The sequence below is a fragment of the Bradyrhizobium septentrionale genome (assembly GCF_011516645.4).
In the GTDB taxonomy this organism is placed as follows: Bacteria; Pseudomonadota; Alphaproteobacteria; order Rhizobiales; family Xanthobacteraceae; genus Bradyrhizobium; species Bradyrhizobium septentrionale.
Map to the genome: position 1 here is coordinate 7,905,122 of NZ_CP088285.1, position 19,178 is coordinate 7,924,299.

Consider the following 19,178-nt stretch of genomic DNA (forward strand, 5'->3'; position numbering starts at 1 on the left):
CGCGAGATCCCATTCCTCCTGGACGGCCGCATCCGCAACGATCGCGGCCTTGACCGCGGCCCATGTGCCGATTGTGGAATGAAGAAACGCGGCTCGGTTACACCAGGGCGTTCGCGCGGATTAGCAGCACCGGACCCTATGGCCCCAAAGTGCTGGGGCCGTCCGCACTTGTCCTAGGCTTCTGAAAGCCGCCTCAGTGGCGGCCCATTCACCTTTTTGAGATTCATTAACTTTTCCCGATGTGGTCTATATTGACCATATCTAGGCTACCGGACATGCCAGATTGCCCCGGTCACCGCACCGCCCTGTTGGCCCCTATCGGTGATGAGAACGCCCATCACGCGCTCCCGCCTTCCTGTATGGAACGGAGCAGCCCTATGCAGCAGCTACGCCACTACACACAACCTGAAAGTCTAGAGCGGCACCTTGCCGAAGAAGCATACTGCCTGCGCGAGCAAGCCAAATTGCTTCCGCCCGGTGCGGTTCGGGACGCCACAATCCGCAAGGCACGACAAGCCGAAACCGGATCGCACCTGAACGAGTGGCTTTCCTCACCCGGCCTCAAGGCTCCGACGTAAACGCATCAATTTTGCTGTTGTCTGAGGATATCGACCGCGAACTTAACGTGCATCACGGGTCCGTCGTCGTCGCGTACCTCGATCGCCATCTGAACTAGGCTGACAGATTTTAGGGCCGCATTGTGGACCATGTCGGCCAAGGCTTTCGCAGCTTCTTCCTGCACCGATCCTAGGTCAGGCAGCACTACTCCCTCTTCATCGGGAACCAGTGCTTCACCGTCGCGTAGGTCAAAATGATATCGGCGCATTCGGTGAAACGCGGGTCAGCTAACCAAGTTCCCAACCCACGGAAACCCCGGAAAATGTCCCCGGAGTATCCGCTCTAACGCCGCAAGTGGTCCTAGACCAGGGCGTTGGCGCGGATCAGCAGTTGGTCGACCTGCTCGTCGGAGAGGCCGACGACCGCGATCATGTGCTGGACCAGTGGATCAGCTCGCCGGATCTCGGTCGCCAGATCCCACTCCTCCTGGACGGCCGCATCCGCGGCGATCGCGGCCTTGACCGCGGCCCAATTGCCGAGCTCGTCAAAAGCGCGTTTCAGACCGAGCTTGGTGCACGAATCCGGCGGAGGCGGAGGCGGCAGCGGATCAGCTGCCGGCGGCGCCGGCGGCGCCGTGTAGACGCCAGCGACGAGCTTGCCGCCGATCGCGTAGTCGCCGCCCATGACCAGCGTGTGATCTTCCGGCGGCGTGAACTCCGCAGGCTCGTCGTCGAACACAAGCGCGCTGACGATGCTTCCCTGCGCGTCGAGAATGTAACCGATCATTGTGCGAGAAACTCCCAGAGGTTGATTAGACCGGACGAGCCCGCGCCGCCGGCAACGTTGGACGCGGCCGACTGGTTGGAGAGGCCGCCGCCACCGCCGGCGCCGAACCCGGTCGCCGCGTTGCCATTCGACTGATACGCCGTCGCGTTGCCCATGATCCCGACGCCGCCGCTGCCATACGGGCTATCAGCACCCTTGCCCTTGCCGACGATGATGTTTGTCGTCGAGGCCATCTGCTGATAGTGGCCCTGGTCGCCAGTGTTGCCGGTAAAGCCATAATCGCCCGTCGTGATGGTGCCGCCGCCACCTGGCGCGCCAACCGAGCCGGTCGACATGGCACCGCCTCCGAGACCGCCGGAAGCGACGACGAGCGATCCCAGGCTGGTCGGCGAACCCGTGCCGCCGGCGCCGGCGGAGTTGCCAGCTCCGCCGGCGCCGATCGCAACCGTCTGCGCGGCGCCGAGCTGCGCTGCTGTCAGCCATCGGAGAGCCCTGCCGCCGGCGCCGCCACCCGGCCCCGTGAGCACATAGGACGCATTCGGCGAAACGCCGCCGCCGGCGCCGCCGCCGCCGCCGCCGACCGCCTCGACCAGTGCACCGATGATGTTCGCGGACGGATTGTAGGTGCCTGACGCCGTGAACCGCAGCAGGTTGAGCCGGCCGACCGCGCCGAGATTGGTTCGCGCTGCTCCTTTATTTGGCAACGCCGCAAGATTATCGTCGGCCGGCAGCAGCAACCGCCACGGATACCACGTTGTTCCGTTTACAAACTCTCTTACATACGTGTACGTGTTTGCCGCGCTGGCATTTATGGGTGTAGCCCGCTGCATAACGTAGCCGGCGATGCTGTACGCAAAAACTTCAAGATACCAAAGCGCACCGGGAAACGGCGCGTTGGAATTCGTCGGATTGCTGAGTTGATAGGTGCCCGTTGCAACGATCGCATTGAAATCCCAGCCCGCGCCGCTCTTGTCCACCATCTGGAGAATGTCGAGATTAGTGCGCGCGAGCGGCTTATTCCCCGCCAACTCTGAAAGGTAGTTCGCCGACGACATATCGCCGGCGCCGGGCTGGCCGACGATGTTGAAATTCCAGCTCGCGATCGTGCCGGCGCCGCTGGTCTTGTCGACCGCGATCGTCAGGATCGTGCCGGCATAGGTCGCGAGGCCTTCCATCCAATTCGCCGCATTGGCGGTCGAGCTCGCCCGCACGCGCGCGCCGTTCTGATATGCCAGGCCGGCCTGCGTCGTGAACGCCTGCGCGCCGGCGCCGATCGTGAGCGACGTCGTCGACGTTCCGCCGTAACCCGCGCCCTGGATACCCTGCGCGCCCTGGTCGCCCTTGCTCGCGAGCACGGCCCAATAGGTCGCATTCGGCGGCGCCTGGCCGGAGCCCGGCGCCGGATTGATCCAGACGTAGGACGAGCCGCCAGAGGTTGCGACGTCCATCAGGTTATAGGTTTTCGCGTTGTCATACGGCGCCGGCGTGCCGAGGCCGCGATAGATCCCGAGGAAGGACCAGGCGCCGGCGACATGAACCCACATTTTCCCGGTCGACGGCTGCAGCGCAAATTGACCATCCGAGCCGAGCGACGGATCAGGCGCAGCGAGCGACGCATCGACAAACCAAAAGAAGCCCGTCGTATTCAACGCCGCGACGAGCGCGGAAACATCAGCCATCGCCTGCGCGCCGGCGATGCGCTGCGGCGACACTTTCCAAACCACATAAGCGACGCCGGCTTGCGCGCCGCCGCCCCATGGCGGGATAACGAGATGCGTCGGATCAGTGACGTCAGCGATGATCGTCTGAAAATTGCCGATCTGCAGGATGTCGCCAGGCCGGACATTCGTGCCCGACCAGATCGTCGCCGATCCGGTCACAACGGTACCGTTGACCGCAACGGAAACCGTTCCGGTCGCGTAACTGGCAAGCGCCGTCATCTCGATAACCTCTCGATTGTCTTTTTGAGTTTTGTGGAGCGGAGGCCGCTGGACTATGGCAGCAGGGCCAGCCGCTGGTCCTCGTAATGCGCCGGGACACTGTTATCGGCGAGGATCTTATTCAGCTCGGTCAGGCTCCGCGCGTTGCGGACCGCAACGATCAGCCCCCTGCGCTTGTTTTCCTTGACCATGAGCTCGTCCGGTTTCGCCAGGATGACGGCCGCGAGCTCCTGCGCGGTCTTGCCCTCGATCCGCGCGGCCTCCTGGAATTCCGCGGTCGGAGCGGCGCCGTTCTGGACCGACAGCGCCAGCATGTGCTTGCGCGCATGCGCGACGTCATGGCCGTCGACCATAAGGAACGTGTTGACCCTGCGCTCGGCGCGCTTCTTCTCCTGCACCAAAGGCGCAATCTGAATTCTCATTGCGCGAGCACCTCGAAGGCGCAAACCTTGTAGGGTTGCGCGGCGACGATCGTCACCCGGAATGCACCAGCCTGGTCGATCGCGAACTCGATCTTTCCATCGGCGACGTCCTCCTGGTGGACCAGCTTGCCGTCGTACCAAACATAAACCGTGCACTTTTCCGGCTGCACAGTCAGATGCAGAGCGTCGACGCCGTCGGCCTTGATCGGCCGGATCTCGCCGCTGATGACAACGTCAGGCTTTGGCAGCACCGCCGGCGGATCTTGCGAGAGGTCGATATAGGCGTCTTTGATGTCGACAGGTCCATCATACAGAATGTGGTCAATGCCGGCCTCGGTGAACGATTTGGAAATCTCGTCCATCGGCCTGGCAGCCTCGAGGATGACCTGCGTGATGAAACCGTTCGCATCATGCCGAACGAGCGTCTTGGTCTTGTTGACCGCCTCCGGCTCCTCGATCGTGACCGCAATGGCCTCTGGACTGACCGCGACCGCCTCTCCGCCGACGCTCGCCGGCGTGTAGCCAGGCACCGCCCATGCCGCGTCGAGTGTTACCCCCGTCATCCTGCGATCCTCCTGAAAAGCGAAAAATAGAGCCGGCCTTGCTGGTTGCCGAACTTGAACCGAAACACGATGGACGAGGTCGTCACGGCCGCGTAGATCCAGAAATCAGTGCCGCCTCCGCGGTAGGCTTCGCACTGCAGATATTGCGCGCCAGGGTTTAGAAGGATGCTCGGATCGCAATAGCCCAGCATGAACGGCGGCGCGTCGAGCGTCTCCCCGAAGTTTAATTGCGCGGTACTGTCATTGATACTGTCCAGCGTGCCGCTCAAATAGAACTGGTGACCAGACCAGCGGGAATCGAACACCGTTTGATCCAGGTTGGCGAGCGCTGCATCAACGCCGGGCTTGCTGACGACGAGCCTCGCGCCAGCTCCGCCCTGCATAAAAACCCGCTGCGTCACCCAAGGCTCCGATTGAAGATCATGTAGTCGACATAAATGCCGTAGGACTCAGAAATCAGATTGTTGAACGTCATGGTGTTGTTCTGGATCTGAAATCCGTTCTGGATCTCGTAATAGACGACGCCGCCGATCGTGATGTCCCTCGGCACCGCCATATCCAGCCTGTACGGGTAGGACACGACACCCGAATCTATGTAGGTGCGAAACGAGACAAACGGGTTTTGCGGCAGCGTCGCCGGATACGGAATTGCAACCGCGCCGCTCAACGCTGGCAGGAAGATGCTGCCCGACATGATGACCTGCTCGTTTTTGACGTCCGATTTCAGCAGGAACTGCGCAGCGGCAGTGGCCGTGACGACGTCGACAGCAGGCACCGAAAGCCAGACGCCATATTGACCGAGGCTCGGATGCAGGCCCATCAGGAACCGGCGAGCCATTACCAGACCTTCCAAGCGATATAGAAAAGATTGAACGCGAGCCCGTGCAAGCGGGAGTACCTGGCGAACACCAGGCCGGAATCATCCGGCGTAAATCCGTCCCTCGCGCACAGCACAGCGAACGGCGAGCGCTGAATGGCGGTAGAGCTGTTGGCGTCACGCATGACCAACGTCTGGCCGTATCCCGCGACGCCTGAGGAGAGGCTGTAAGGGACGATGTCCACCGCCGGCGGCGTCGGATACGTGCCCGAATAGAATATCTTGGTGCCACTCAGGAACGTGTAGGCTGGAATCAGCCCCACCTCGAGCGGCCTGCCCTGGTTGAGCCGACTGTCGAGCGACAGATACTTGTAATCGACGGCCGGCGGAAACTGCGCGTCGTATCCGGGCTTCGACACCGTCACCCGCGAAGCATCAATATAGATCCGGACCGCCATCGTCCGGTCACTCCGAAATAATCAGAGAGCCGGCGGTCAGGTTTAGGACCATTTTGCCGTCCGTGCTCTGGATCACGCCAGCGGTCAGCGTGCCGACGTTGCCCGTGATCGCGCTCAATGTGCCGACGTTCATCATGCGTGCCGTCAGCACGCCGTCGAGATACATATTCGCCGTGATGCCGATCGAGGCGACGCCGTTGATCGTGCCAACCGTAAAAACAGCCTTTGGCAAATTCCCGTTGTAGCCCGGCAGCTGGATCTGGAACTTGTCGGCGACGACCGTGAAGGCCGAGACCCCAGGTCCGCCATTGACCAGCTGAATTCCGGTCACGTAGCCGTTGACGTTGAGCGTCAGAGACCAGGCAGCCGCGGCATAGCCGTCGATCCTCGAGATCGCGCTGGACTGCTCGGTAATCGATGCGTTGACGTCGCCAAACTGAGCGCTGACCGACGTCGTGAGATCGGCGACCGCCTGCTGCGCATCGACTGCCACGGTCTGGACTGTCGAGATCTGCGCGAAGGCCGCACCGACACGGGCTGAGATTTCCGACTTGATCGACTTTTTGTCGAGCCAATTGCGCGCGTCCTGGTTTGCCGCGGTCGACGAGATCAGCTGCAGGGCCGCATTGATCTCGTCGTTATCTTGATCCGCGACCGCCGTGACCTGATTTTTCAGAGCCGCATTGAACGACTCGAGCGTGACCATGCCCGGCGACAGCTTGACGGTCGGCGCCTCGAGGTCGACGGTCGAATAGGCGCCGCGCATCGTCGCATTGACCGCCTGGACGCGCAGCCGCACCGCGGCCAGGCTGACGACCGTGTCGAATTGGTTCTCGGCCCCCTCATAGACCTGCGTCCAATTCTTGCCCTCGTCATAGGAGACGCCGGCGACGTAGTAGATCGCGCCCGCGGTCGGAAACCAGCTGGCGAACAGCCGCGGCTCGGCCGTGCCCTGGCTCATGTAGGCATTGAGCCCAAAGACCAGGGGGACCTTGTCGTTTGACGGATACTGCGCGCTCGGCAGCACCGGCGGGTTGCCGAGATCCGTCGCGTGAACCCGCTCGTCATCAACCACCATGTTGAGCGTGAACTGGTCGCCGTTCGGCGAGCCGTCGAGGACAACGCACAGCCGCGATTGGCTTGCACCCGTGCCGAGGTCAAATGACGGATACTCCGCACCATCCTCGCGAGCCAGGACGGCCGCCAGCGTCGTCGCCTTCCCGCTCTCCGCGGTCGCCAGGCTGGCAGCGTCGAGGACCGCATGCGCGGCATCGACGCCGCGGCTGCAAAGCACCGGACCAAAGAATTTCCCGTTCGGCTTCCGCAACCGGATATAGAACGGCCCACTATCCCAGACCGGCGCAGGATTGAGCGTCAGCGTCGCGCCGGCGATGCCGACGACGGCGCCCCCGTAACCGTAGTTCTCCGGCAGATCGGATTGAACCCTGACCACAGATCCGCGCGTGATCGCCCTGCCCTCATACTCCGAGCCGAGCGCGACGTTTTCCCGCCGATAGATCGACTGCAGATAGTAAAAGGCGCATTCCCGGAATGCCTGGTCACGGTTGACGATGCCGTCGACGCGCTTGGTCTCGGCATTGACCGACGTAAATGTGTCGCTGTCCGGCGGAAATTGCACCTGTGCCGGCCGCCAGGTGCTCTCGTCGACATACTCGACCACGACAGCGTCGGGATCTTCCTCGCCGAGCATGGTGAAACTGACCTGCATCGAATCCCGCACGATCTCGCGATCGGTCATCAGCATGGTCGGCATGTCGCGCCACTCGTCGCGGACGATCGAGACGGTATCGCCGAGCCAGTAATGCTGCGCTCGAGACGGCGCCAGGATCTTGTTAAGCGCAGCCGGCACGGCGACGGCCGTCGTAAACCGATAATCGAATGTGTCGTCGCGCGCGTCGCAGCCGGCCGCATGCGCCACAACGGCGTTAAAGTCGACCTTGGCGATCGACAGCCCCGATCCATACTGACCGCTGGTGACTGCGTCGAGGAAGGCCCAAGCCGGGTTACGGGTTGCCTGCGTGACGAAGGCCGCCCCATTCCAAACCGGCACCTTGCGCGTGCCCAGCACGCCGAACTTATAGGCGCCCTGCGTCGACTGCGACGCCTTCAACCGGATCGCGATCGTCGAGACGTCCGGAAACGAATTGCTGCCTTTCAGGAACGAGCGCAGGCCGGCCCAGAGCACGGAATTACTGCCCGCGGTCCCGGACAGCTCGGCGTCCTCGCGGCGAAAGCGGACAAGATAACGGCCAGGTGCGACGTCGACCTTGACGCTGTCGCGGGCCGGCGCCTGCGATGCATACTGCCGCACGATCGAAAACAGCGGGTTGAACGGTCCGGTTTGCGCGCCGGCGTTGTCGCAGGTCGCATATTCTGCGGTCAGGCCGACGTTAGAATAACCGATAGAGCCATCCTGGCCGTTGACCGTGTAGCAGCCGGCCGCAAAGACGAAATCGACGGCCAGCGATTGCGCCAATGTTCCGGCCGGGTTTGCCGCGAATGGTCCAATCCAGGCGCCAGGCGTTCTCGCCGAGGCCCCGAACGGCAGGCCGTTGGCGTCATATTGTCCGCCTGACGTCCCCGTCCCCGATGGCAGCTGCTGGCCGCTGACCTCGGCGGACTGGTCGACGTTGGTCGGAAACAAGGCGACCGCGCTGCCAGGCTCATAAAAGGCGATCTGCGCATCCGAGAACGCTGCCGCGATCCCGTTGGTCGCGTCCCAGAAAACGGTATCGTCGATATAGACGGCCTCATACTGCATGCTGCCCATCGTCGGCGACAGCAGGACGTTGAGGTATTGATCGTTGGCAATGAACTCGCCCCAGGGCGTCGCGGCGAAATCCGGATAGTCCTTGACGCGCCCATACCAGACCGGCAAAGGCTGGCCGAGCTTGGCGACGTTGCCCTGCGCTGCGACCGAGTAAATCTGGTCCTGCGTTGCGCTCGGCGTATTGGTCGCGCCGGCCTTTGGCGCCACGAGGGCGTTGACGAGCAGCGAGCCGCCGATGCCGATCCCCGCGGTCGTCGCGAGCGCGCCAAACGTACCGGCGCCAAACAGCGCAGGGCCGGCCCAAATGGCGAAGGCCGAGACCGCGACCAACGCGACCAGGCCGATGATCTGTTTGGCCGTATTGCCGCCCTGGCCGCCGCCGAGCGGATAGGACATGAAGCGAACCGCATCGGCCGGCCCGATGCGGCGCGACTGCCAATCCCTGCGCAGCACGGCTTCGCCGTTGATCTCGAGCACGGTCGGCAGGCCTTTCTTGAACTGCCAGCCGAAAGCCCGATCGCGCGTTGCCCAGCCTGTACGCCGCAGGAAGGCCGCGACGGTCTCCCTCGGCCGCGGCTCGGCGCGACCGACCTCGAGCCAGCACCGGCTGACGCGCGGCGTCGCTGCGGCGCTCGCGACGAGCTCGCGGACGCTCCGGCGAGCTCGCCGGCGGCTTGGGCAATCGCTTCACAGATCCGTGCATGTCACCGGCTCGAAGAACATAAGGTTTTTCCAACCGACCTGGCGCAGCGCCAGGACGGTTTCGCAGGCGACGCCGGCCTGGCTATCGCAATGGATCACCCGGCCCTCCTGGCGCAGCCAGACGCCGATATGCGCGGGAAACCGCGCATGGGCCATCAGGACCAGGGCGCCGTCAGCGGCCATCACCAGGCCGCCAGGACCGTCCGGCACCGGGCGCCAGCGCGCGCGCTCCGGATGGCCGGCGAACTCCTCGAGCACCCAACGCCTGCTGAAATCCGCCGGCACCGCGATTTGTGGCAGCTCGCGGCCGAACAGCTCGCGCTGCACATGGCAGGCGAAATCCCAGCAGTTGCGGGACTGCCAGGCCCATAGCTCGCCGATCAGCGGCGACAGGAATGACGAACGATCAATAGACAAGAGCCCGTTTCCTTCCAAACGACTGGGCGGATAACTCGACGTAGGTCAGCTCATTGAGAAAGAGCGGACGTCGGTCAGCTTGACCGCCATGGGCGGCTTTTGGACCATTGCGGAAACGGGGGGCGCCCTAAACCTTCGTATCGTTCCGTTCACCCCTCTAGATGCCGGACGATTACCTACGTTCAGTTGAGCTGTTGATCGTGATCGTCTTAGGCTGCATGCGTTTGGAACGGCGCACAGGCTCATCAAGTGCGACAGTGAAAAAGGATGATCGACGAACAGCTGCGATAAGGCCAAGAGGAGACTACAATGCTCAACTGCTCCGAAAGCATTAAATCTGGCAGTGCCGCACGATGCGCAGTTTGTGATGGCAAGTTCGGTCTCGTCCGGCACTACTCGTGGCGAACACCTCTTTGTTCCAAGAAGTGCGCCGATCGCTTCAGAGCTCGCAGGGAAAGTGACCGCAATTGGGTGGGTTGGCTCCGGATCACCTTCAACCAGCTGCTAGAGCACCGCGCGAGGACTTTGTGATGGTCGAGGTCTCACAGCGAGGCAAGGCATATTTAGAGACAGCATGGACTTTGCTCCGCGCAGCCCAAACCATGACCGACTCAGCGAGTGCGGGTCAGCTCAAGGCCCTTGCCGACGACTACGAGCGGCGAGCTGAGAAGGCTGCTTCGCATGTTGATGCGGCCAAAGCATTCGCCCGATCGGCTGCTAGCGCTGAACGTCGAATGGCGTGCATGACCGGGTGGGCCGCTTCAAACATGTCCCCCGAATTCTGTACCATTGAAGCGCTGAACCTGCGCCCCGGCTCCAAGGAGCTGGAGGCATTCAACGTCGAGCGTGTGCGCGGCTACCTCGAATGCAACCTCGGCTGCAAGAAGAAGGAAGTGATCCGCGCGCTAGGCCTGAATCCGCGCACGGTGGCCAAGGCCATCAAGATCATCCGGGCAAATGCTCATCGCAGCGATGGGGCTCTCCAGCCGTAATCAAGATCATCGCCGTGCTCTGCAAGCTCTCCTCTCCGGCAAATTGCCACGAGCAGACCGTTACCACCTCAGACTTCGCCGACGTCTCGATGCAGTCCTGTCTGATGGGTGCGCCGCAACTCGCTGCGTGGATGAAGGAGCACCCGGCCGAACGCCTTGCGGCATGGCGCTGCGTGATCGGCAAACAGGATGGCAGGGGAGCTTAGGGTGGAAAGCCGCTTCCCCGGTTGCGTTGAACCGCTCCAAAGGGTGCAATTACTGACTGGGACCGTTCGATAGCCACCAAGGCCTGCCGATCGAGTGAGTCCTTGTTTAAGGTGCATGAGTCCGGAAGTGGCCCAAGGCTGACATTCGACGATACCTTGTGCAAGGTCGCTTTGTGAAGCTAAAGCGGACTTCGGCACCTTAAGCCAGTAAGGATGGAAACTGCACATAATCATAATTCTTGGTGATGCGCGGAAACCGCTTGTTCTGCAGGTTTTTCACCATGACCGTTCCGGTCAGCGACGCCCCGACCATCTGCACACTGCGCAGCTCGAATTCGATCGGCCCATAGGCCGGCTCGGTCAGGTCGCTGCCGAGATACTCGCGATAGAGCACCTGGATATATTCCCGCGTCCCCTGCGCCGCGCGGATCTTTGGCACCAGCTCGCGGTTGACGTTGTCGATCTTGATCGTCGTCGACGGCGGCTGGCCTTCCTTTTGCTCCGGATAGCCGGCCTCGAAAGGGCAAGCGATGAATGTCGCGGCCTCGCCGGCGTTGCGCGGCGCACCAGCCTCGAGCCCAAAGGCCATATCATCGCCGACATTGGCGACGACCCGCGCCGGCTGATCGAATGACGACTGCCAGAGCTCGAGCGTGTAGTAGATCCGCGCGCTAGGTGGACATGAGGCATAGGCCTCGAGCAGCGCTTCATTGTGCGTCGGCATGGCTAGACGTCGTAAACCCGGAGCGTCATGCGGACGTCGACCTGGCCCGGATTAGGCCAGCTGGCGACGAGCGTCGTGCCCGGCTTGATAAACTGGCAGACCTTGTTCGCCAGGGACGTTCCGAGCCAAACATCAATGGTGAAACGCGCCGTTCCGAGATTGAGCGTCGTCTTAACCCACTCGACGAAAGCGTCATAATCGGCCGCATAGAAACGCACCGTCTGCGTCACCGTGCCGACATTGTCGCCAGGCCGCGCACGCTGCCGCGTGTTGCCCTGCTCCATATCGGTCGCGATGGGATCTCGCGAGCGCTGCAGATTGAAGCCGTCTTTGAGGATGACGGCGTTTGCGATCGGAAATGCCGGCAAGGCCATCGCTTATTGCCCCGTGAACGGTTTGACGCCGTACTGGTCGCCGAGCACGCGCCGGCCAGTGCCGGTCGACAGCGAGTCGCCGACAGCGCCGTCGACCATCTTGCGCAGTGTTACCGTGATGTCGCCGTTCGGCGCCTGCTCGACGCTCGGCGCGGCATCCGTGTAATTGTTGATAGTGACTTGCGGCGAACGGCCGCCGCCGGCGCCGGCGGCAGCTCCGAGCGCAGCCATCTGGCCAGGCGTAAAGACGCCCTCGCCGCGCTGCGCGATGATCGGGACCTCGTTGCCGGCGATGCCGCCGCTATGGAAACGCTTCGCGTCCTCGAAATACGCCGAATGAATGTAGCGCATCGACGTCGGCTCCGAACCAATGATGCCGCCCGTGTGGTAGAGGCCGCCGAGGCCGCCAGTAAAGCCGGTCGACGATGCGCCGCCGGCGGACGCGCCGCCGATCGAAAACCCGCCGAGGCCGCCGGCCGCCGACTGTAGCGATCGCATCAGCGGCTCGACGATCGTGATCTTGATAATCATCTGCTCGATCGCGCGGATGATCTGGTTCGACATGTCGGCAAAGCCCTGGCCGGCCGACTTGGCGCCCGTCGTGATATCGGCCAGGCCGTTGACCAGGTCGCTCTCGATCGCCCCCGAGATCCCCTTAAAGGCACTGTTGGTCCGGATCGCAGCGGCATAGGTGCTATCCAGCGCCGCCGGAACGTCGTTTCCATAGATCCCCTTGAGCTGCGTCGCGATCGCGACGTCGTCGGAGGACAGGAACGCCGTCTTACTGCTGAAATCGATCTGCGAGCTCACCTTGGCGCGCGCCAGGGCGTCGGCAGCCTCCGCGGCGCGATCGCGCAGATCTGCGAACCGCGCCGCCTGGTCGGCGGTTTCCTTACCGCCGTTGGCCTGCACTGCCGAGGTCTCGGCGGCCGTCGCGCGGAAGGCCGCGAGCGCGGCATCGCCGAGGCCGACTGCCCTGGTATCGGCCTCCTGCGTCTCGGTATGACGACGCAGCGTATTGATCGCGCGATCGACCGGATCATCCGCCGTGTCCTTCGATGCGACGTTAGACCGCGAACCGAACTGCAGGCCGTTCAGGCCTGCCTGCATCGACTTGAGCGATGCAGCCTGGTTCTGCCAGGCCCAATCGCTCTGCGCGTTGCTTGTGTCGGAGATCGAGGAGCCGGTCCCGGCGTACCACTTGATCTCATCAGGCGAGAGCGTCCTGATGTTGGCTAACGGCTGGTTGGCGGAAACGATGCCGAGCAGCTTAACCCAGCCGTCCCACAGCGAGCCGGCATTCGAGAGCTCGTCGACCGCCTGTTTTGCCTCCGGCGTGATATCGATCCTAAGCCCGACCGTTTGATCTGCGTTAGGACCGCCGACACTGTTGGACAAAGCGCTGAGCTGCTCGCTTGCGGCCTTCTCGATCGAGTCACGGTCGAGCGACTTAAAGAACTTGGCGGCCCGTTCGATCAGGTCATCCATGACCGGCAGCAGGCCTGCGGCAGCCTCTTTCATGTAGAGCGACCACTGGATCGAGCTCTTGCGCCACTCCGCATCGAAATCGGAGGCGCGCTTGACCGTCTCGTCGTCGATGACGGCGCCGGCAGCCTGCGCCTGGTTGCCGATATCCGCCATCGCGCCTGCACCCTGCTGCAGCAGCGGCACCCATTCCTTGGTAAAGCCAAGCATCTGCGCGATCGCGATCGCGTCCTGCGGACTGCGCGCACGGCTGACCAGGTCGGCGGCGATCTGCAGCAGCTGGTTCTGGCTAATCAGCTGCCCGTTAGCATTGCGCAGGCTGATGCCGTTGGCATCGAACTCTTTCGACAGCGAATTAGCGTTGCGCTGCGCGTCGTTGAGCAGCTGCGCCGACTTTTCCAGCCCCGCATTGATCTGGCTTTCGGTCAGCCCGGCGATCTGGCCGCCGAACTGGATACCCTGCAGATCCTTGAGCGAAAGCCCGACGCGATCGGCGAGCGAGGACAGGTCGGCCAGCGACTTGTTGAAGCTGACGATATAGTCCAGCGCCTTGTTGACCGTGGCCGCCGCCGCGATAGCGCCGGCGCCGAGCGCGACCAGGCCGACGTTAAAGCCGGTAGCCGCGTCCGTGCCGCGCTGCGCGGCGCCGGCGGCGCTGTCCATCGCCCGCTGGTAATCGGATGCGCCCTGCGTGTTCGCATCGATGACGAGCTCGGTCACGACCTGGTCGGCCATCACTCCTCCGTCTGCAGTTTTGAGTAATCGACCAGATAGAGATCATCGAGCATTTCGAGGATCTCGAGCTCCCACGGAGCCAGGTCGGTTTGTGTCCGACGCAGGAAAGCGTCGATGTCCTGCCATTCGATCGGCGACAGCGCGAAGCCATTGCCGCCCTTGCGCCGGCGCAGCCGGTCATAGATGCGCCAGAGGTAGCTCAGCGCTCGCGGAATCGGCGGGACCGTCAGGATCGCTTCCCGCTCGGCCCTCCGCTTTGGATCTCGCGTTCGCAGGACGAGGCCCTCGAGGACCTGCCGATAGGTCTCGCCGGCGTCGCCGGCTCTCGAGGACAGCAGAAAGCTGCGCTCGGCGAATGCCCTCAAGTCTGACTTGAGGGCCTCGTAAAAGCCCGCTCGCTCGTCAGGTAGTCAGTCACCTGGACAAAGAAGCTGCCGAGCTCCGGCCGCAGGAACAGGTCGACGGCACTCTCGATCGAGAACGGGATCGGATCTGGCGAAACCGTCCTGAAGGTCGGATTTGGCGACCATCCCACGATGCGCCGGCAAACCTTTGTCACGTTCTGCCGGCGCCGATCGGCGACCGTCTCATCCTCGGTTTTCCACTTGCGGCCATTGACCTGCGCGAACTCGATCGCCTTCTCCTTTTCGATCGCGTCGCGGGTCGATTCATTGTTGAGCGCGATCGTCTGCGGATGCGCAGGCCCGGCGAGATCGATCGCCCAACCGAGCGGCGTATCCGTGCCAGGCTTGCGGATCTGCAGCCGGAACGTGTCGACCGGCAAATGCGCGGAGAGATCGAGGATTGCAGTTGATTCAGTCATGTCGGGTGCCTTTTGTCGGAAAGGTTGGCCGCAGGGTCCGACAACCCTGCGGCCGGTTCTCGCGAGAACATTCCATCGGCCTCTGTCGGCGCCGATCACTCAAAACGCTACGCTGCAGCAGTGGTCTGAAACGAGATCATGCTGTTATTGCCGGTCGCCGAGGTATCGATGCCGACCAGCGCGGGCGGGATCGTGATCGTCTGCGTGCGACCGCCGCCCTGCTTGGAGAGTGCCGAGGGATCGACGCCGCCGAGCGTGAAATTCGGCACCGTGATCGACATGAAGTCTCTCGGCTCGCTCATGTTGTCGACGGCCAGGATGTTGAGGGAATACTGCGTTTCGCTGACGAAATCGGTCAACAGCTGCAGATCCTTGCGCAGCATGGTCAGGTTGAGCGACACCCGCAGCGGGCCAGTGAACACGTCCGGCGCATACTTGATGTTGCCAGAGCCGAACGCATCCGGCGCGCTCGGCTGGATATCGAGCGACAGATCGAACGACGTCAGCTCGACCAGGTCGACGCCGCCGAGGCGGATGGTTGCGTCGACGACGGCGAACGGCGTGCCGTTGGTGCCTTGCGGATCAGTGAAATACGGGACGCCGGCATTCAACGGCCGGATCTTGCCGGTCCCGATGCCGCCGGGATCGAACGTGATGATTCCGTTCGGCGCCATCGAGAATTTGCCCGTGCCCCAGACGAAATCGTCGAGGACCGTCGACTTGCCGATGTCGCTCTCGAATTCCTCGATCCCGAAATAGCGGCGGACCAGTGCGGCCGGGTTGACCAGGCGCTTGCCTGGCCGCGCGATCGTGCAATTCGTATCCGGCGCCGCATTGACGACCAGCGTCTCCGGCACCGTGATCTTGGTCGAGGACAGCGCCGAGATCCGCAGATTGCGGCCATTGTTGCCTGCGTCCGGTAGATTGGTCGCGCGGATGATATCGCCGACCTTGAAGCCCATATCGATCGGCGAGCCGCTGGCGAAAACAATGCCGTCCGCGACCGTCGTCAATGACGTGAAATCGGCCTGCGTCTTGCTGAGCGCCGTCGCATCCCACGTGCCGCGCATGATCGCCTCGAGGATCGCGTCATGCGAGCCGAGCCACATTTCGGCGTTGTAGCTCGACGAGGTTTTCTGCGTGCCGTGCCGGCCGCGGATCGACATGCCGTCGTTACGGATCGTCTGCGATTCCGTCGCAGCTTTCGACAGCTTGGCACCTGCACCGCCGGAGATCGGCAGCACAGTAGCGCCGGCGCCGCCCGCGGCGATCTGGCCGAGGCCAGCCTGCGCCTTATAGGCGATGCGGCCGGCAGAATTGCTTTGATAGACCATGCGATCAGTCTCCTGTTTGGATCAGCCGATGAAAAAGAACTGGAAAGGAATCACGACAACCAGGCCGAACCAGTTGCCGTCGTCGGAGGCGCCGTCGCCGCCCTGGACGGTCGGCCCCTCGCCGTTCTCGCCCCAGCAGCGCACGCAAGCGCCAGGCTCGGCGTTGTAGAACGTCGCGTCTTTGAACAGGTCGCCGGCCTGGCCGGCGAGCGCGAGATGCGCGGCGAACCCGTAGCCCTTCGGCACGAACACATGCACGAAGATGTTGCCAGTAACGAGCCAGGTTTGATTGCCAGGCGTGCCGACGCCGCGCTTGCGCCGCAAGGTCTCGACGACCTCGAAATAGCACCAGGGCGCGCCCTGCGGCGGCCAGGGCGTCTGCGGCGGATCTTCATTCTGGAACGAGCTCGGCGCCGCCATGAACCCGTCTACATAGCGCGCGCGCATCGCTGCGACGGCGCCGGCATAATCAGCCATGGGAATAACCTCTAGCGTGCCCGGATCTCGAGGGCCGGCTGCCGGACGAGCCAGTCCTGGCGCGCCTTGTCCGACATGCGGCGCCGGCCGGCCTTGATCTGCTGCGAGAACGCGGCATAGGCCGCGACGTCGCCGAACCGGACCGGCATGAACGTAAATTTCACTGCGGCGCGATTGCCGAACCGCGCCGCGACCAGCAGCGCGGTTTCCTGATAGACCTTCGGCTCGACCTTCATTTTCATCCGGCCGATCTCGATCTTGCGCGCGTAAGGGACCGGGTTGGAGATATTGATCTGGTCGCCGCGCCGAAAAGCCGAAACGTCGCTGACGACATGACCACTTAGGAAAACCGTGTGACTATCCCGGTAGAGACCGGGATGCGGATCGTCGACAGATCCGACCGGCGATCGCTGTCGCAGCGTCTCGATCGCGAAATCGACGATGTCCTGCATCGCCAGGTAGCGGAAAACGATGCGCATCAACCATCGACCGAAACGAGCTCATCATGCGGACCTGTGACGATCTCCTCGACCTCTGTCGGCAAAACGCCGTCGCGGTCGCGATCGGTCATCTCCTGGTCGATACGCTGCAGCATCTTGGCCCGCGCCTTTTGCAGCGCGCGCTCTTTCGCCTCCTGGAACGCCTTGCGCGCGTTGAGGCCGGCCAGGTCGCCCGTGATGACGAAACGGAGCTCCTCACTGGTCGAGATCCCATTGCGCGCCGCGTCGAGCCTGCGCTGGTAATCGGCCTCGTCGAATACCTTGCCCATCAGCCGCGGACCTGAATCTCGAAAGCGATGATCTGGCCCTGGACGCACCTGGTCGCGTCGTCGACGCCCTTGATGCTGACCTCGGCGCCGGCGATCACCAGGAAATCTCGATCCGTCAGAGGCAGCATGGTCGACAAGGCAACCTTGCCGTCCGGCACCGCCGCCGAGGGATCATTCAGCAGGATGACATGTCTGTCGCCCTGGCGGATCTCGCCGACGATCTCCGCCGGCTGATAGCCCTTGACCTTCGCCAGGACGGCCGCCTCTTTCGCGACGGCCCGCGCCGGCCCGACGCCGGCGTAACGTCGGACCAGGACGGTCTCGCCGTTCTCCTCGAGCGCGCGGATATGCTGGTCGAGGGACTCGTCCGGCGTCACTGGCCGTCAACCTTGCTGGTAATGACCTGGCCGACCTCGGAGCCGCTCGAGCCGGCCTCGCCATCGTTTGGGCCGCCATTGTCCCCCGCGATCATGGAGCCGAGCAGCTGCTCGAGCTGCGCCGAGTTGTTCTCGAGCTCGCCGGCGTGCCCCTGCAGCGCCTTATGCTGCTCGTCGATCTTGTCGAGGACGCGATCATAGCGCTGGCCCGTGACGCCGATATCCGTCTCGAGCTTCTTTGCCCGCGCCAGGCGCGAGCGCATGCCGGCGAGCTCGATCGGCCGTTTGATGTCGATCATGTCGATTCCCTCCAGGATCTCCGGATGCCGCTCGAGCAGCTCGAGCCGCAATTTCAGATGCGCGATCGCGACCAGCGCCGTGACGCGGTCCATCGCGAGCTCATTTCGCGCGGATGCGCAGCTTGACGACGCGCTCGAGCTGCTGACCTTTTGCAGTCTCGATCCGGTTTGCGACGCTGTAGACGCGGCCGAGCTCACCGCCGGTCAGCGTCACCAGCGCGACGGTCGCCGTGTTGCTCGAGGCGCTGGCGACGATGCCCTGCGGCAGCACATAGCTCGAGGCCTTGATGCCGTCCGCCGGCGTCACGGTCTCGCCGGCCGCCAGGCGCGCGCGCTCGGCCGGCGAGAGCAGAACGTCGGACCAATCGAAACCCCGCTCGACGACTTCCTCCGGCGCCTTGGCCGGCCAGAACAGCAGCGTCCGCACGTTGCGCGGCGCCTTGAGGATGCGATCGGCCATCACCAGACCTCCGACAGCATGAGGAGCGAGACCGCGTCAGGGATCAGCGTTTTGACGTCTGGCGACAATTGCCAGGCCTTGTCGCTGACGCCGATGACGAGATCGCGCACCAGCGCGGGATTTGTCTCGCCGATGCTGTAGAGATGCCGGATCTGCAACAGGATGCAGGTTTTGACGATCGCCGGCAGGTCGTCGAGATCCTCGTAACCGGCATCGAATTCGATGACGATCGGCTCCGGCGCATGCGAGAACGCGAGCGGCCAGGACACGCCGAATTTCGGGAAGATGCGGACGCTGTCGCCTGCGGTTTGCACGACATAGCTCGCCGGATCGAGCGTCTGCTGCGTCTCGGTCGCCCAATCGACAAACTTGATCGAATGGATCGCATCATAGACGACCGGCGCGATCGGGATCTCGATCACAGGCCGCCAGCACGGCAGCACCCATTGGAACGTCCGCGGCACAAAAGCGCGCTGGACCAGGGCCTCACAGTGCCCCGTTGCCGCGCCGATCAGGCCGGAGATCAAAGCGTCGTTTTTCGTGCTCGAGACGCGCAGCTGCGCCTTGGCCTCGTCGAGTGTGACGGGATAGCCCGCCGGACGCTGAGAGATGCGGAGCATGTCGGGAAGCCCTGCCGGAAAAGGAAAAGAGGCGCCTCGGCCTGGTGCG

Annotated in this window: 25 protein-coding genes; 2 read left to right on the forward strand and 23 right to left on the reverse strand. The window is 63.2% G+C overall.

Annotated elements, in window-relative coordinates:
- Nucleotides 1-583: 583 nt before the first annotated feature.
- The 10 genes from HAP48_RS39510 to HAP48_RS39555 form a co-directional block, all read right to left on the reverse strand.
- Nucleotides 584-826, reverse strand: coding sequence for a DUF6894 family protein (locus tag HAP48_RS39510; RefSeq protein ID WP_166205232.1), 243 nt, complete (start codon nucleotides 824-826; stop codon nucleotides 584-586).
- A gap of 92 nt (nucleotides 827-918) precedes the next feature.
- Nucleotides 919-1,344, reverse strand: a complete 426-nt coding sequence (locus HAP48_RS39515) for a hypothetical protein (RefSeq protein WP_166205233.1) — start codon at nucleotides 1,342-1,344, stop codon at nucleotides 919-921.
- Nucleotides 1,341-3,284: a pyocin knob domain-containing protein gene (locus tag HAP48_RS39520; RefSeq protein ID WP_224496792.1), complete on the reverse strand. Its 1,944-nt coding sequence runs from the start codon at nucleotides 3,282-3,284 to the stop codon at nucleotides 1,341-1,343. The genes HAP48_RS39515 and HAP48_RS39520 overlap by 4 nt, the downstream gene beginning before the upstream one ends.
- Before the next feature lie 53 nt (nucleotides 3,285-3,337).
- Nucleotides 3,338-3,706, reverse strand: coding sequence for a hypothetical protein (locus tag HAP48_RS39525; RefSeq protein WP_166205234.1), 369 nt, complete (start codon nucleotides 3,704-3,706; stop codon nucleotides 3,338-3,340).
- Nucleotides 3,703-4,269 carry a hypothetical protein gene (locus HAP48_RS39530; RefSeq protein ID WP_166205235.1) on the reverse strand — a complete coding sequence of 189 codons (567 nt, stop codon included), beginning with the start codon at nucleotides 4,267-4,269 and terminating at the stop codon, nucleotides 3,703-3,705. The genes HAP48_RS39525 and HAP48_RS39530 overlap by 4 nt, the downstream gene beginning before the upstream one ends.
- Nucleotides 4,266-4,670, reverse strand: a complete 405-nt coding sequence (locus HAP48_RS39535; protein ID WP_166205236.1) for a hypothetical protein — start codon at nucleotides 4,668-4,670, stop codon at nucleotides 4,266-4,268. The genes HAP48_RS39530 and HAP48_RS39535 overlap by 4 nt, the downstream gene beginning before the upstream one ends.
- A complete protein-coding gene (locus HAP48_RS39540) occupies nucleotides 4,667-5,107 on the reverse strand; it encodes a hypothetical protein (protein ID WP_166205237.1) in 441 nt (146 codons plus the stop codon). The genes HAP48_RS39535 and HAP48_RS39540 overlap by 4 nt, the downstream gene beginning before the upstream one ends.
- Nucleotides 5,107-5,544 (reverse strand): hypothetical protein, encoded by a 438-nt coding sequence (locus HAP48_RS39545; RefSeq protein ID WP_029085019.1) that lies wholly within the window; start codon nucleotides 5,542-5,544, stop codon nucleotides 5,107-5,109. The genes HAP48_RS39540 and HAP48_RS39545 overlap by 1 nt, the downstream gene beginning before the upstream one ends.
- Nucleotides 5,545-5,551: 7 nt before the next feature.
- Nucleotides 5,552-8,812, reverse strand: a complete 3,261-nt coding sequence (locus HAP48_RS39550) for a host specificity factor TipJ family phage tail protein (protein ID WP_166205238.1) — start codon at nucleotides 8,810-8,812, stop codon at nucleotides 5,552-5,554.
- Nucleotides 8,813-9,022: 210 nt separating this feature from the next.
- A complete protein-coding gene (locus HAP48_RS39555; RefSeq protein WP_166204846.1) occupies nucleotides 9,023-9,454 on the reverse strand; it encodes a hypothetical protein in 432 nt (143 codons plus the stop codon).
- A gap of 602 nt (nucleotides 9,455-10,056) precedes the next feature.
- Here HAP48_RS39555 and HAP48_RS39560 point away from each other — a divergent pair.
- Nucleotides 10,057-10,446, forward strand: coding sequence for a hypothetical protein (locus tag HAP48_RS39560; RefSeq protein WP_175612231.1), 390 nt, complete (start codon nucleotides 10,057-10,059; stop codon nucleotides 10,444-10,446).
- Nucleotides 10,447-10,451: 5 nt separating this feature from the next.
- A complete protein-coding gene (locus HAP48_RS39565) occupies nucleotides 10,452-10,652 on the forward strand; it encodes a hypothetical protein (RefSeq protein ID WP_338029004.1) in 201 nt (66 codons plus the stop codon).
- A gap of 199 nt (nucleotides 10,653-10,851) precedes the next feature.
- Here HAP48_RS39565 and HAP48_RS39570 read toward each other — a convergent pair whose 3' ends face one another.
- The 13 genes from HAP48_RS39570 to HAP48_RS39630 form a co-directional block, all read right to left on the reverse strand.
- On the reverse strand, nucleotides 10,852-11,376 hold the full coding sequence (locus HAP48_RS39570; RefSeq protein ID WP_166204844.1) for a DUF1833 family protein: 525 nt from the start codon (nucleotides 11,374-11,376) through the stop codon (nucleotides 10,852-10,854).
- Nucleotides 11,377-11,378: 2 nt separating this feature from the next.
- Nucleotides 11,379-11,750 (reverse strand): hypothetical protein, encoded by a 372-nt coding sequence (locus tag HAP48_RS39575; RefSeq protein ID WP_166204842.1) that lies wholly within the window; start codon nucleotides 11,748-11,750, stop codon nucleotides 11,379-11,381.
- A gap of 3 nt (nucleotides 11,751-11,753) precedes the next feature.
- Entirely contained in the window at nucleotides 11,754-13,970 is a 2,217-nt protein-coding gene (locus HAP48_RS39580; protein WP_166204840.1) for a hypothetical protein, read from the reverse strand.
- Entirely contained in the window at nucleotides 13,970-14,335 is a 366-nt protein-coding gene (locus tag HAP48_RS39585) for a phage tail assembly chaperone (protein WP_224496761.1), read from the reverse strand. Before HAP48_RS39585 ends, HAP48_RS39580 begins: the two co-directional genes overlap by 1 nt.
- Nucleotides 14,332-14,793, reverse strand: coding sequence for a hypothetical protein (locus HAP48_RS39590; RefSeq protein ID WP_166204838.1), 462 nt, complete (start codon nucleotides 14,791-14,793; stop codon nucleotides 14,332-14,334). The genes HAP48_RS39585 and HAP48_RS39590 overlap by 4 nt, the downstream gene beginning before the upstream one ends.
- Nucleotides 14,794-14,900: 107 nt before the next feature.
- Nucleotides 14,901-16,127, reverse strand: a complete 1,227-nt coding sequence (locus tag HAP48_RS39595; RefSeq protein WP_166204836.1) for a phage tail tube protein — start codon at nucleotides 16,125-16,127, stop codon at nucleotides 14,901-14,903.
- Between the two features lie 21 nt (nucleotides 16,128-16,148).
- The gene (locus tag HAP48_RS39600) at nucleotides 16,149-16,604 is read right to left on the reverse strand and encodes a hypothetical protein (protein WP_166204834.1); all 456 of its coding nucleotides are present in this window, start codon (nucleotides 16,602-16,604) and stop codon (nucleotides 16,149-16,151) included.
- Between the two features lie 11 nt (nucleotides 16,605-16,615).
- Nucleotides 16,616-17,083, reverse strand: coding sequence for a hypothetical protein (locus tag HAP48_RS39605; RefSeq protein ID WP_166204832.1), 468 nt, complete (start codon nucleotides 17,081-17,083; stop codon nucleotides 16,616-16,618).
- Nucleotides 17,083-17,373, reverse strand: coding sequence for a hypothetical protein (locus HAP48_RS39610; RefSeq protein WP_029084762.1), 291 nt, complete (start codon nucleotides 17,371-17,373; stop codon nucleotides 17,083-17,085). Before HAP48_RS39610 ends, HAP48_RS39605 begins: the two co-directional genes overlap by 1 nt.
- Complete coding sequence (locus HAP48_RS39615; RefSeq protein ID WP_166204830.1) at nucleotides 17,373-17,750, reverse strand: hypothetical protein; 378 nt, start codon at nucleotides 17,748-17,750, stop codon at nucleotides 17,373-17,375. The genes HAP48_RS39610 and HAP48_RS39615 overlap by 1 nt, the downstream gene beginning before the upstream one ends.
- Complete coding sequence (locus HAP48_RS39620; RefSeq protein ID WP_166204829.1) at nucleotides 17,747-18,142, reverse strand: hypothetical protein; 396 nt, start codon at nucleotides 18,140-18,142, stop codon at nucleotides 17,747-17,749. Before HAP48_RS39620 ends, HAP48_RS39615 begins: the two co-directional genes overlap by 4 nt.
- Nucleotides 18,143-18,149: 7 nt before the next feature.
- On the reverse strand, nucleotides 18,150-18,509 hold the full coding sequence (locus HAP48_RS39625) for a phage fiber-tail adaptor protein (RefSeq protein WP_166204827.1): 360 nt from the start codon (nucleotides 18,507-18,509) through the stop codon (nucleotides 18,150-18,152).
- Nucleotides 18,509-19,129, reverse strand: coding sequence for a head-tail connector protein (locus HAP48_RS39630; protein ID WP_166204825.1), 621 nt, complete (start codon nucleotides 19,127-19,129; stop codon nucleotides 18,509-18,511). Before HAP48_RS39630 ends, HAP48_RS39625 begins: the two co-directional genes overlap by 1 nt.
- Nucleotides 19,130-19,178: the final 49 nt, after the last annotated feature.

What these genes read in the sequence shown, in the direction of transcription:
- HAP48_RS39510 (WP_166205232.1), bottom strand. Translation starts at nt 826, where the DNA reads ATGCGCCGATATCATTTTGACCTACGCGACGGTGAAGCACTGGTTCCC.
- HAP48_RS39515 (WP_166205233.1), bottom strand. Translation starts at nt 1,344, where the DNA reads ATGATCGGTTACATTCTCGACGCGCAGGGAAGCATCGTCAGCGCGCTT.
- HAP48_RS39520 (WP_224496792.1), bottom strand. Translation starts at nt 3,284, where the DNA reads ATGACGGCGCTTGCCAGTTACGCGACCGGAACGGTTTCCGTTGCGGTC.
- HAP48_RS39525 (WP_166205234.1), bottom strand. Translation starts at nt 3,706, where the DNA reads ATGAGAATTCAGATTGCGCCTTTGGTGCAGGAGAAGAAGCGCGCCGAG.
- HAP48_RS39530 (WP_166205235.1), bottom strand. Translation starts at nt 4,269, where the DNA reads ATGACGGGGGTAACACTCGACGCGGCATGGGCGGTGCCTGGCTACACG.
- HAP48_RS39540 (WP_166205237.1), bottom strand. Translation starts at nt 5,107, where the DNA reads ATGGCTCGCCGGTTCCTGATGGGCCTGCATCCGAGCCTCGGTCAATAT.
- HAP48_RS39545 (WP_029085019.1), bottom strand. Translation starts at nt 5,544, where the DNA reads ATGGCGGTCCGGATCTATATTGATGCTTCGCGGGTGACGGTGTCGAAG.
- HAP48_RS39560 (WP_175612231.1), top strand. Translation starts at nt 10,057, where the DNA reads ATGACCGACTCAGCGAGTGCGGGTCAGCTCAAGGCCCTTGCCGACGAC.
- HAP48_RS39570 (WP_166204844.1), bottom strand. Translation starts at nt 11,376, where the DNA reads ATGCCGACGCACAATGAAGCGCTGCTCGAGGCCTATGCCTCATGTCCA.
- HAP48_RS39575 (WP_166204842.1), bottom strand. Translation starts at nt 11,750, where the DNA reads ATGGCCTTGCCGGCATTTCCGATCGCAAACGCCGTCATCCTCAAAGAC.
- HAP48_RS39580 (WP_166204840.1), bottom strand. Translation starts at nt 13,970, where the DNA reads ATGGCCGACCAGGTCGTGACCGAGCTCGTCATCGATGCGAACACGCAG.
- HAP48_RS39590 (WP_166204838.1), bottom strand. Translation starts at nt 14,793, where the DNA reads ATGACTGAATCAACTGCAATCCTCGATCTCTCCGCGCATTTGCCGGTC.
- HAP48_RS39595 (WP_166204836.1), bottom strand. Translation starts at nt 16,127, where the DNA reads ATGGTCTATCAAAGCAATTCTGCCGGCCGCATCGCCTATAAGGCGCAG.
- HAP48_RS39600 (WP_166204834.1), bottom strand. Translation starts at nt 16,604, where the DNA reads ATGGCTGATTATGCCGGCGCCGTCGCAGCGATGCGCGCGCGCTATGTA.
- HAP48_RS39605 (WP_166204832.1), bottom strand. Translation starts at nt 17,083, where the DNA reads ATGCGCATCGTTTTCCGCTACCTGGCGATGCAGGACATCGTCGATTTC.
- HAP48_RS39610 (WP_029084762.1), bottom strand. Translation starts at nt 17,373, where the DNA reads ATGGGCAAGGTATTCGACGAGGCCGATTACCAGCGCAGGCTCGACGCG.
- HAP48_RS39620 (WP_166204829.1), bottom strand. Translation starts at nt 18,142, where the DNA reads ATGGACCGCGTCACGGCGCTGGTCGCGATCGCGCATCTGAAATTGCGG.
- HAP48_RS39625 (WP_166204827.1), bottom strand. Translation starts at nt 18,509, where the DNA reads ATGGCCGATCGCATCCTCAAGGCGCCGCGCAACGTGCGGACGCTGCTG.
- HAP48_RS39630 (WP_166204825.1), bottom strand. Translation starts at nt 19,129, where the DNA reads ATGCTCCGCATCTCTCAGCGTCCGGCGGGCTATCCCGTCACACTCGAC.